We start from the raw sequence: 9837 nt of genomic DNA on the forward strand, positions 1-9837 counted from the left end.
CAGCAACTCAGGTTCGCTGCGCAGCAGGCGGTCGAACAGCGCGTGTCCGCGGACGAAGTTCACGGCGAACGAAAAGCCGAGCACGACCCGCTGCTCGAGGGTCTGCTCACGCTCCCAGACACGGTCGAGCTCGGCCATGCCGCGGCGGATCTCGCGTGCGATCACGACCCCGACGAGCCCTTGCTTGCTCTGAAAGCGCCTGAACACGGTCATCTTCGAGACGCCGGCTCGCCGCGCGACATCGTCGATCGTCGCGCGGCGGATCCCGTACTCGGCGAACACCTCGAACGCCGCCGCCGCGACGCGGTCGACGGTCGCGTCCTCGCCCGGCGCCGGGCCTTGGTCGAGCTGCGCGATTGACAGCGCCATTGACTGCATGTTGTTATGTTATCAAATGACGCACTTAATAACACAACAGATGGGTGACCTGCCGCGGCTGCGAACTCCGGCGCTGCTCAACGCAGCCGAGTACTGGCTGGCGCCCGAGCGCTTCGCCCGGCGCTGCGCGTCGCTCGGCGACCGCTTTCTCGTGGCGATGCCCGCATCGCGGCCGTGGCTGTGCCTCACCCACCCCGACGACATCAAGCGCGTGTTCAGCGCCGACACCGGCGTGCTGCGCCTCGGCGCCGCGCTTGCAAAGAATTCGCCGCATCCGCTCGTCCTCGGCCCGACCGGGCTGACGAACGTCGACGGTGACGAGCACACGCGCAGTCGCAAGATGCAGCTGCCGCCGTTCCGCGCCCGAGCGATTGCCGAGTACGAGAACGTCATTGAGCGCAAGACCGAAGACGCGCTTGCTCGCTGGCCGTACGGACGGCCGACCCGTGCCGACTCCCATATGCAGGCGATCTCGCTGGAGGTGATCATCGCCGTGGTCTTCGGCGTCACCGACCCCGACCGCGTCGAGCGCCTGCGCGCGGCAACACTGGCGCTGATCCGCGTGGGCAACTCGCGGCGGTTCTTCGTGCAGACGATGATCGTCACCGCCCGCAACAAGGGCTGGGACGGTCCCTTCCCGCGCATCCGCGCCGCGATGGCCGCGGTCGACGCGATCGTGCTCGAAGAGGCCGCCGAGCGGCGCCACCGCGGTGACCTCGACCAGGACGACGTCCTCGGGATGTTCCTGCGCGCCCACGACGCGAACAGCAAACCGATGCCCGACACCGAGCTCTGTGACGCGATGCGCACACTGCTACTAGGCGGACACGAGACCACGGCCTCCACGCTCGCGTGGATCCTCGAGCGCGTCACCCGCCACCCCGACGAGCTCGCGCGCCTCGAGGCGGCGGCCCTCGCCGGCCACGACGACTACATCGACGCCGTTATCAAGGAGGCGATGCGTCTGCGCTCGGTCTTCCCGATCACTGGGCGGCTCGCCGCCGAGGACTTCGCGTTGGGTGATCTCACGATCCCCGCCGGCACCCTCATCATTCCGCACATCACCCTGGTGCACCGCCGCGCCGACCTATATCCCGACCCGCTCACGTTCCGCCCGCAGCGCTTCCTAGACAGCCGCGCCGGGACCTACACGTGGATCCCGTTCGGCGGCGGAGCAAGACGCTGCATCGGCGCCGCGTTCTCGCTCGTCGAAATGCGGATCGTGTTGCGCACAATGCTCCGCCACGCGCGGCTGCTCCCGACGAACCGGCGCGCCGAACGCGTCGCACGACACACGGTCACGATCGCCCCCGCCCGCGGCGCGACCGTCACGCTCAAACGGCGGCCACCCTTCGCGCACCTTGACGAGCCCGGCACCACGCACCTACACAAACCAGTCGTTTAGCCGGATCCACCCTTCAGCCTTCGCAAAAACACGCGCGGTGTTTCGCGTCTAGCGACTAGTGGTGATGATGACCGTGACCATGTCCGTGGTCATCGGCCTGCTCGGCGGGCTTCTCGACAATTGCCGTCTCGGTGGTCAGCAGCATGCGTGCCACCGACGCGGCGTTGAGCAACGCCGACCGGGTGACCTTGACCGGGTCGATGACGCCGTCGGCGGCCAGGTCGCCGTACTTCAGCGTGGCCGCGTTCAGCCCGTGGCCGACCGGCAGGTCGCCGACCTTGCTGACCGCGACCGCGCCGTCGAGCCCGGCGTTGGTCGCGATCCAGTACAGCGGCGCGCTGAGGGCGTTGGAGAACACCTCGACACCGCTGGCCTCGTCGCCGGACAGTGACGACTGCAGCTTCTTGAGCGCCTTACGGGCATGCACCAGCGCTGATCCACCGCCGGGGACGATGCCCTCTTCGACGGCGGCCTTAGCGGCGGCAACCGCATCCTCCACGGCTTCCTTGCGCTTTTTGAGCGCGGTCTCAGTGGCGGCACCGACCTTGATCACCGCAACGCCGCCGGACAACTTGGCCAGCCGCTCCTCCAGCTTTTCGCGATCCCAGTCGGAGTCGGTGGACTCAATCTCGGCACGCAGCTGCTTGGCCCGGCCGTCGATGGCCTCGGCGCTGCCGCCGCCCTCGACGATGACCGTGTCGTCCTTGCTAACTACCACGCGTCGGGCCGAACCGAGCACATCGAGGCCGATCTCGCGCAGCGCGAGGCCGACGTCGGGGTTGACTACCTGGCCGCCGGTGACGATGGCCAGGTCCTCCAGGAACGCCTTGCGGCGGTCGCCGAAGAACGGCGCCTTGACCGCGACGGCTTTCAGCGTCTTGCGGATGGCGTTGACCACCAGCGTCGACAGCGGCTCGCCCTCGACATCCTCGGCGATCACCAGCAGCGGCTTACCGGCCTCGGCGACCTTCTCCAGCAACGGCAAGAAGTCGGGCAGCGAGCTGATCTTGTCGCGGTGCAGCAGGATCAGGGCGTCCTCGAGCACGGCCTGCTGCGCATCGAAATCGGTGACGAAGTAAGCCGACAGGAAACCCTTGTCGAAACCGACACCCTCGGTGAAGTCGAGCTCGGTGTTCAGCGTCGACGATTCCTCGACGCTGACCACGCCGTCGTGGCCGACCTTGGTCATCGCCTCGCCTACCAGCTCACCGATCTGCTCGTCACGCGATGACACGGTGGCCACCTGCGCGATACCGGTCTTGCCGGACACCGGGGTGGCTGACGCCAGCAGCGCCTCGGATACCGCGTCGGCGGCCTTGCTGATTCCCGACCCCAGCTCGATCGGGTTGGCGCCGGCCGCGACGTTGCGCAGTCCGTGCTTGATGATGGCCTGCGCCAGCACGGTCGCGGTGGTGGTGCCGTCGCCAGCGATGTCGTTGGTCTTGGTGGCCACCGACTTGACCAGCTGAGCGCCCAAGTTCTCAAACGGGTCTTCCAGGTCGATCTCGCGTGCGACGGTGACGCCGTCGTTGGTGACGGTAGGACCGCCAAAGGCCTTGGCCAGCACCACATGCCGGCCACGCGGGCCCAGCGTCACCCGAACCGCGTTGGCGAGCTTGTCTACGCCGGCTTCCATCGCCCGGCGCGCGGTCTCGTTGAACTCAATCTGCTTGCTCATAAGTCTTTCTTGTCCCGTCTGAATAAGCGGTCCGCCCCGGTGATCACCCACGTGTTGACGTGGGGATCGCCGGGGCGGAACACGCTTCTAGCTATTTGGAGACGATGGCCAGCACGTCGCGTGCCGACAGGATCAGGTACTCCTCGCCGTTGTACTTGATCTCGGTGCCGCCGTACTTGCTGTAGATGACGGTGTCACCCTTCGACACGTCCAGCGGAATCCGCTTCGAGCCGTCCTCATCCCACCGGCCGGGGCCGACGGCGACGACTTTGCCCTCCTGGGGCTTTTCCTTAGCGGTGTCGGGAATGACCAGACCGGATGCGGTCGTGGTCTCGGCCTCGTTGGCCTGTACGAGGATCTTGTCCTCGAGTGGCTTGATGTTCACGCTCGCCACGATTGGAGCCCTCCACTTAGTTGGTAGCAGGTCCGGGGCGGTTGCCCCGATTTACCAGGTGCTTCGGCTCTCGTCCGTGCCCACGCGTCGTCGTCGCGGGTGCCGGCGCAGGGGGTTGTCCGATTGCCACCTAGCACTCTATACATGCGAGTGCTAGCACTCAAGGTCGGGCCGGTGCTTCTTCGCTCTCAGCTGACTTGGCCCTTTACCACCGGCAGGCCCGGGTCGCTGGCCACGTCCAGCGGTGACGGGGCCGCACCCGCGGCTACCAGGTGTGCGGCGAAGGACGCGATCATCGCTCCGTTGTCGGTGCACAGTCGCAGACCGGGGATGCGCAGCGTCAACCGGGCCGCCTCGCAGCGCTGCGCGGCCAGCTCGCGCAGCCTCGAGTTGGCCGCCACCCCGCCCGCGATGAGCAGGGTCGACACGCCCAGATCGGTGGCGGCGCGGACCGCTTTCATCGTCAGCACGTCGGCCACCGACTCCTGGAAACCGGCGGCGACGTCAACGGTCGGCGCGTCCGGGTGGCTTTCCACATAGCGCGCGACCGCCGTCTTGAGTCCGGAGAAGCTGAACCCGTGCGGGTCGTCGCGCGGCCCGGTCATACCGCGAGGGAACACGATTGCGTCCCGGTCGCCGGTACGCGCCAGATCGTCGAGCACCTTGCCACCCGGGTAGCCCAGCCCCAGCAGCCGGGCCACCTTGTCGTAGGCCTCCCCCGCCGCATCATCGACGGTGCTGCCGAGCTCGACGATCGGCTCACCGAGCGAGCGGACATGCAACAGATGCGTGTGACCGCCGGACACCAGCAGCGCCACACTCTCCGGCAGCGGGCCATGCTCGTAGACATCGGCAGCCAAGTGGCCGCCCAAATGGTTCACCGCGTAGAACGGCACATCCCAGGCGGCCGAATAGGCTTTGGCCGCAGCGACTCCCACCAGCAGCGCACCCGCCAGCCCCGGGCCGATGGTGGCCGCCACGATGTCCGGTTTGCTTAGGCCCGCGGCGGCCAGTGCGCGGCGCATGGCCGGCTCGAGCGCCTCCAGGTGTGCCCGCGAGGCAACCTCGGGCACGACGCCGCCGTAGCGGACGTGTTCCTCGACGCTGGAAGCCACTTCGTCGGCCAACAGCGTCACGGACCCGTCGCCGTCGAGCCGCGCGATGCCGACACCGGTTTCGTCGCAAGATGTTTCGATCGCCAGAATCGTTGTCATTGCGCAAGCGCCTCCCGCCGCATGGTGTAGGCATCAGCGCCACTGATCCGGTAATACCGCCGGCGCAGGCCAACTTCGGTGAATCCGACGCTGCGATACAGCGCAATGGCGGTGACATTGTCGGTGCGGACCTCCAGGTGCACGACACCGCCCGCGGCGATGGTCAGCAGTTCGTCCAGCATGCGCCGGCCGACACCGCGGCCCTGGTACGCCGGGTCGACGCCGATGGTGTGGATTTCGTATTCGAAAGGCGGCGTGCGGCCCAACCGTGAAATGCCGCCGTAGCCGATCAGCGTCTCGCCGCAATCGACTGCAATCCTTGCGGCCACGTAGTGGTTGTGGCCAGCGGCGAGCTCACGAACAAATGCGGCTGTCGGCCAAGGGTCGTCGCCCGGAAACAGCAGAGCCTCCAACTCGGCGCAGCGCTCGGCGTCGGACTCTCTCAGCACATCGATCGTCACGTTCACGGGCCGGCTACCTGCCGCTCAGCCAGCGTCTTGGCATCCGGCCGCCGCAGATACAGCGGCACCAGCGCGGCCGCAGGCTGCGACCAGTCAGCCACCGCGGCCACCAGGCCAACCGAATTGGGGTACAGCGGTTCAACACACGGCAGGCCGAACAACGCCGCGTGATCCGGCGAGCCGGCCACCGATCGCGCGGGACCCGGATCGACGTCGGCCGGTGCGTCGACCGCCGGACCGTCGAAGCGGACACCGTCGCGATAGCGGGCCCAATAGACCTCTCGTCGACGCGCGTCGGTGACCACCAGCACCTCGCCGGTGGTCTGCCCGCCGATCGCATCGAGGCTGCAGACCCCGTAAACCGGAAGTCCGAGTGCGTGACCGTAGGCCGCCGCGGTCGCCATGCCGACCCGCAATCCGGTGAAAGGGCCGGGACCGCAGCCGACGACGACGGCGTCAAGGTCGGTCAAACGATGACCCGCATCGACGATGGCGGCCAACACATTCGGCGTAATCCGCTCGGCGTGCGCGCGGGCGTCGATGCTGACCCGCTCGGCCACCAGCTCGCCGTCGGCGACCACGCCCGCGGTCACCGCGGGTGTCGAGGTGTCGATGGCCAGCACGAGACGGCTCATGCGCAATTCCATTGCCACGTCGCAGTTCGTATGTCGGAGTTGCTGATTCGCTCCAGGCGCACGTCCAGATGCCGGTCGGACAACCGCTCGGCCAGGCCTTCGCCCCACTCCACCACGACGACGGCATCGTCGAGCTCGGTGTCGAGGTCCAAGCTCTCGAGCTCGTCGAGCAGGTCGGCGCCGGTGTGATCGAGCAACCGGTAGACGTCGACGTGGACCATGGCCGGGGCGCCGGCCCGGCGCGCCGGATGCACCCGCGCCAGCACGAACGTCGGCGAGGTCACCGGCCCGTCTACGTCCATCGCCGTCGCAATTCCTTTGGCCAGCACAGTTTTCCCGGCACCGAGCGGACCGGACAACACGACGACATCACCGGCACGCAACTGGCCGCCCAGCTGCGCACCCAGCGCGACGGTGTCTTCGACGCGCGGCAGCGTTGCGATGCCGGACCTCCGGTCAGTCACGACGCAGCACCCGATCCCGCAACCGCTGGCTCAGCATCGTGAATTTGCCCGGGCTCGCGTGCTTGACCAACCGCACCAACCCGTCGCTGACCGACGACGGCTTGTCCAGCAATACCAGATGCCCCGCCCGGCCGACGACGACCAACTCCGATTCCGGCAGTGCCTCGGCCATTTTCCTCGAGTACTCGGCGGGGGTCACCAAGTCATGATCGCCGCACACGATCAGTGTCGGGATCTTCGCCAGCGTCGACAGTGCCGCCGTCTCGTCATGCACCTGCAGGGCGTGCAGAAACTCCACCATCGTCGATACCGGGGTGGCCAGCATCATCTTCTCGGAGAACGCCACGATGCTCGGGCTGACTCGCATATCGGAATACGACGCTGCTCGAAGTATCGGCCCGATCAGCGAGCGCGCGGCGGTGCGGCCGCGATGCACCAGCTTGGGCGCCGTCCGGGCGGCGCGCAGAACAGCTTCCAGCGCAGGGTTGTTCAGAATCTCGCCCAGCGGCGACTTGGCGACCCCCTCAGCCGCAGACGAGATCAACGCCGCCCCGGTGATTCGGCTGCCGTAGTGCTCGGGGAACTGCCGGGCGTGCGACAGTACCGTCATCCCGCCCATCGAGTGGCCGACCAGCACAACCGGGCCGCGAGGGGCGATCACCTGCAGCACGCTCTCCAGGTCCTTGCCCAGCTGGGTCAGCGTGTAGGTCTCCGGCGGCGCTTGGTCAGAACTGCCGTGGCCGCGCTGGTCGTAGAAGATCATCCGCACCTGCGAACCCCACTCCTCAGACAACCGCATGCGCTGAAAGTGGAAGGCGCCCATGCGAAGACAGAAGCCATGGGCGAACACGACGGTCAACGGCGCGTCGGCGGGCCCGACCTCGCGCACCGCGAGGTGCACCCCATCGGGAGTGGTCACCAGATAACTGCGGTCGCCGTCGAGCGTCTCGAAATCCTCGTCGGCGAAAGGGTCGTCGATGACCGCACGTCGGTTGAGCATCGAACGGGCCACACTTGCTCCGGCGATGGTGCCTACCGCGCCGATTCCGGCAGCACCGGCCAGCCATTGCCCTCGCCGCCGACTACCCGCATGAAAGCCGTCAAGATCCTCGTCGCTCAACGATTTTCAGCCTCGCGATAGGTTCTGGTGATCCGTCCGCGCGGGCTGGTCACCACTTCATAGTGGATGGTGTCCAGCAGATCCGCCCACTCCTGGGCAGTCGGCTCACCCTGGGTACCCGGCCCGAATAGGATCGCCTCGTCGCCCTCGGCGACGTCGACGTGTCCCGGCCCGAGGTCGACCAAGAACTGGTCCATGCAGATGCGTCCGACGCCGGCCCGCCGGCGACCGTTGATCAGCACTTCCAGTCGCCCGCCCAGCGACCGAAAGACGCCGTCGGCGTAGCCGATCGGCATCAGCGCCACGGTGGTGTCTTGCTGGGCGATCCAGGTATGCCCGTACGACACGCCTTCGCCAGCGCGAATTGACTTGACCAGCGCAACAGCACATTTCACCGTCATCGCCGGCATTAAGCCCATGTCGCCCAGGGTGGGCACCGGGCTCAACCCGTACACCGCGATACCGGGCCGAACCATGTCGTAGGCCAGCTCCGGACGCGACATGGTGGCCGATGAGTTCGACAGATGCGCCAGCTCGAATGGCACCTTCTGATCACTGGCCAGGGCGACGATGTCGGTAAACCGTTGCGCCTGAAGGTCATTGATTGGATTGTTGGGCTGGTCGGCGTAGACCATGTGTGACATCAATCCCCGCAGCTTGATGGCGCCTTCGGCGACGGCTTGGCGCAACGCGGTCAGCATCGACGGGTAGTGGTCCAGTGGCACCCCGTTGCGGTTCAGGCCGGTATCCACCTTGAGGGTCACCGCGGCGGTGACCCCGGTGCGATGGGCCGCGCCCAGCAGCTCGTCGAGCTGCCGCGCCGACGACACCGCGATCTGCACGTCGGCCAGCAATGCGGGGCCGAAGTCGATGCCGGGCGGATGCAGCCATGCCAGCACGGGAGCGGTGAGGCCTTCGGCGCGCAGCGCCAGCGCCTCGTCCACGGTGGCGACGCCGAGCTCGGCCGCACCTGCGGCCAAGGCGGCCCGGGCGACCTGCGCGGCACCGTGTCCGTAGCCATCGGCCTTGACGACAGCCATCACCTGCGCGCTGCCGGCATGCTCGCGCAACACTCGGACGTTGTGCTCGATGGCACCCAGATCCACGACGGCCTCAGCGAGGACGCCCGGTTTCAGCGATGTCGGCGTTACGGCCACGGCAGCCATTGTCCCAGAGCGGACTCGGCGGGCCGTATTCCGGCAGGTCAGTGGGCGAAATGCTCGGCTTTGTAGTGACCGCTGGGCTTGAGCTTGTCCAAGGAGGCCAGCGCGGTGCGAGCGTCGTCGTGCAGCGCCCGGGCCAGGTCGGCGGACAGTCCCTCGCGCACCACAATTCGCAGCACGGAGATGTCGGTGGCGTTGTCGGGCATCGTGTAGGCGGGCACCTGCCAGCCGAAGCCCCGCAACTCATGCGAGACATCGAACTCGGTGTAACCCAGGCCGCGGGCCAGCCGGAAGGCGACGACCGGAATCGCCGACCCGTCCGAAATCACCTCACAGTGGTCGGCTTCATGAAGCTGCGCACCCAGCCAGCGGGCGGTCGACGACAACGCCTGCATGACTTGGGTATAGCCTTCGCGGCCCAGTCGCAGGAAGTTGTAGTACTGGCCGATTACCTGGTTGCCCGCACGGGAGAAGTTCAGCGTGAAGGTCGGCATGTCACCGCCGAGGTAGTTGACGTGGAAGACCAGGTCCTCGGGCAGGTACTCCTTGCTGCGCCACACCACGAAGCCGATGCCGGGGTAGGTCAGGCCGTATTTGTGCCCGCTGACGTTGATCGACACCACGCGTGGCAGCTTGAAGTCCCATTTCAGTTCGGGATGCAAGAACGGCACCACAAAGCCCCCGCTGGCCGCGTCGACGTGCACCGGGACATCCACGCCCCCGTCGGAGGCCAGTTTGTCCAGCGCCGCGCAGATCTCGGCGATGGGCTCTAGTTCACCGGTGTAGGTGGTGCCCAGGATCGCCACCACCCCGATGGTGTTCTCATCGACGGCGTCGATGACCTGCTCGGGCGTAATGACGTAGCGCCCCTCCTCCATCGGTAGGTAGCGGGGTTCGACGTCGAAGTAGCGACAGAACTTCTCCC

At 67.1% G+C, this 9837-nt stretch carries 11 protein-coding genes; 1 reads left to right on the forward strand and 10 read right to left on the reverse strand.

The genetic code is table 11. From position 1 onward, the window contains the following. On the reverse strand, window positions 1–369 hold a 369-nt coding region (locus tag WAO18_RS10520), incomplete at its 3' end, for a TetR/AcrR family transcriptional regulator (protein WP_422206175.1). Between the two features lie 49 nt (window positions 370–418). Between WAO18_RS10520 and WAO18_RS10525 the strand changes: the two genes are divergently transcribed. Continuing rightward, window positions 419–1783, forward strand: a complete 1365-nt coding sequence (locus WAO18_RS10525; protein WP_422206177.1) for a cytochrome P450 — start codon at window positions 419–421, stop codon at window positions 1781–1783. A 55-nt stretch (window positions 1784–1838) separates the two neighbouring features. On the opposite strand, the gene groL is transcribed toward WAO18_RS10525, so the two are convergent. From groL to WAO18_RS10570, 9 genes are all read right to left on the reverse strand, one after another. After that, on the reverse strand, window positions 1839–3461 hold the full coding sequence (gene groL, locus WAO18_RS10530) for a chaperonin GroEL (protein WP_422206178.1): 1623 nt from the start codon (window positions 3459–3461) through the stop codon (window positions 1839–1841). A 91-nt stretch (window positions 3462–3552) separates the two neighbouring features. Continuing rightward, window positions 3553–3855, reverse strand: a complete 303-nt coding sequence (groES, locus tag WAO18_RS10535) for a co-chaperone GroES (RefSeq protein WP_331517729.1) — start codon at window positions 3853–3855, stop codon at window positions 3553–3555. Window positions 3856–4043: 188 nt separating this feature from the next. Then, window positions 4044–5069 carry a tRNA (adenosine(37)-N6)-threonylcarbamoyltransferase complex transferase subunit TsaD gene (tsaD, locus tag WAO18_RS10540; RefSeq protein WP_422206180.1) on the reverse strand — a complete coding sequence of 342 codons (1026 nt, stop codon included), beginning with the start codon at window positions 5067–5069 and terminating at the stop codon, window positions 4044–4046. Next, window positions 5066–5536 carry a ribosomal protein S18-alanine N-acetyltransferase gene (gene rimI, locus WAO18_RS10545; RefSeq protein WP_422206182.1) on the reverse strand — a complete coding sequence of 157 codons (471 nt, stop codon included), beginning with the start codon at window positions 5534–5536 and terminating at the stop codon, window positions 5066–5068. Before rimI ends, tsaD begins: the two co-directional genes overlap by 4 nt. Continuing rightward, the gene (gene tsaB, locus WAO18_RS10550) at window positions 5533–6165 is read right to left on the reverse strand and encodes a tRNA (adenosine(37)-N6)-threonylcarbamoyltransferase complex dimerization subunit type 1 TsaB (protein ID WP_422206184.1); all 633 of its coding nucleotides are present in this window, start codon (window positions 6163–6165) and stop codon (window positions 5533–5535) included. The genes rimI and tsaB overlap by 4 nt, the downstream gene beginning before the upstream one ends. Continuing rightward, window positions 6162–6629 (reverse strand): tRNA (adenosine(37)-N6)-threonylcarbamoyltransferase complex ATPase subunit type 1 TsaE, encoded by a 468-nt coding sequence (tsaE, locus tag WAO18_RS10555; RefSeq protein WP_422206186.1) that lies wholly within the window; start codon window positions 6627–6629, stop codon window positions 6162–6164. The genes tsaB and tsaE overlap by 4 nt, the downstream gene beginning before the upstream one ends. Beyond that, window positions 6622–7749: an alpha/beta fold hydrolase gene (locus WAO18_RS10560; RefSeq protein ID WP_422206189.1), complete on the reverse strand. Its 1128-nt coding sequence runs from the start codon at window positions 7747–7749 to the stop codon at window positions 6622–6624. The genes tsaE and WAO18_RS10560 overlap by 8 nt, the downstream gene beginning before the upstream one ends. Continuing rightward, entirely contained in the window at window positions 7746–8906 is a 1161-nt protein-coding gene (gene alr / locus WAO18_RS10565) for an alanine racemase (RefSeq protein WP_422206191.1), read from the reverse strand. Before alr ends, WAO18_RS10560 begins: the two co-directional genes overlap by 4 nt. A gap of 47 nt (window positions 8907–8953) precedes the next feature. Next, on the reverse strand, window positions 8954–9837 hold an 884-nt coding region (locus WAO18_RS10570), incomplete at its 5' end, for a glutamate decarboxylase (RefSeq protein ID WP_422206192.1).

Origin of the sequence: Mycobacterium sp., from assembly GCF_049278535.1 — a bacterium.
In the GTDB taxonomy this organism is placed as follows: Bacteria; Actinomycetota; Actinomycetes; order Mycobacteriales; family Mycobacteriaceae; genus Mycobacterium.

What these genes read in the sequence shown, in the direction of transcription:
- WAO18_RS10525 (WP_422206177.1), top strand. Translation starts at nt 419, where the DNA reads ATGGGTGACCTGCCGCGGCTGCGAACTCCGGCGCTGCTCAACGCAGCC.
- groL (WP_422206178.1), bottom strand. Translation starts at nt 3,461, where the DNA reads ATGAGCAAGCAGATTGAGTTCAACGAGACCGCGCGCCGGGCGATGGAA.
- tsaD (WP_422206180.1), bottom strand. Translation starts at nt 5,069, where the DNA reads ATGACAACGATTCTGGCGATCGAAACATCTTGCGACGAAACCGGTGTC.
- tsaB (WP_422206184.1), bottom strand. Translation starts at nt 6,165, where the DNA reads ATGAGCCGTCTCGTGCTGGCCATCGACACCTCGACACCCGCGGTGACC.